Origin of the sequence: Azoarcus taiwanensis (assembly GCF_012910885.1) — a bacterium.
Classification (GTDB): domain Bacteria; phylum Pseudomonadota; class Gammaproteobacteria; order Burkholderiales; family Rhodocyclaceae; genus Azoarcus_F; species Azoarcus_F taiwanensis.
This window is the reverse complement of record NZ_WTVM01000292.1, coordinates 1-554: the sequence shown is the minus strand read 5'-3', so window position 1 is coordinate 554 and position 554 is coordinate 1. Positions and strand designations below refer to the sequence as shown.

The following is a 554-nucleotide window of genomic DNA, read 5'->3' as shown; positions in this document are numbered from 1 at the left end:
GTCTGGGGCTGACTCGCGAGGACGTGGCGGTTCAAACTGCGCGTGAGACCTGGTTCGAGTTGCCGGTGCGCCGTTATGTCCGCATCGTGCAGGCAACCGGCGTGGAGCGGCGGCCGGTGATCAGTCTGCCAATCACGCTCGGCCCGATGGAGCAGCAGGTGGAGTTCACCGTCAATGACCGCACCCGGCTCACGCATCCGGTCTTGCTCGGAAGGCGGTTCATGATGGACTTGGTACTGGTCGACGTGAGCCGGACCTTTGTTCACCCGCGGCCGGAATTCCCCGGCGGAGAGTCGGCTGCGCGCGCCGTGCGAGACCAGTCTGACGAAGAGAGCGACGAGGAATAAGCCGTGTCGCGCAAACCCTTCTATATCGTCGTAGCGCTCCTGATGTTCATCGGCATCGGGCTCTCTGTTCACCGCCATATCCAGTATGAAGTGCCGTTCACACCAGGCGAGCAACGTGCGGTGTGGGAGGTCGAAGCACAGGTGCGACTGGAGGCGGGCGGTGGCCCGGTCATCGTCGAACTTGCAGTGCCAATCAGCCAGCAGGGC

2 protein-coding genes are annotated in these 554 nt (G+C 63.4%); both read left to right on the top strand.

Annotation, left to right across the window (positions count from 1 at the left end; all coding sequences use genetic code 11):
• The coding region (locus GPA21_RS20380; protein ID WP_211163755.1) for a putative ATP-dependent zinc protease at positions 1–347 on the top strand (347 nt) is incomplete at its 5' end.
• Between the two features lie 3 nt (positions 348–350).
• Positions 351–554, top strand: a 204-nt coding sequence (locus GPA21_RS20375) for a UUP1 family membrane protein (protein WP_168989871.1), incomplete at its 3' end; no start/stop codon positions are given.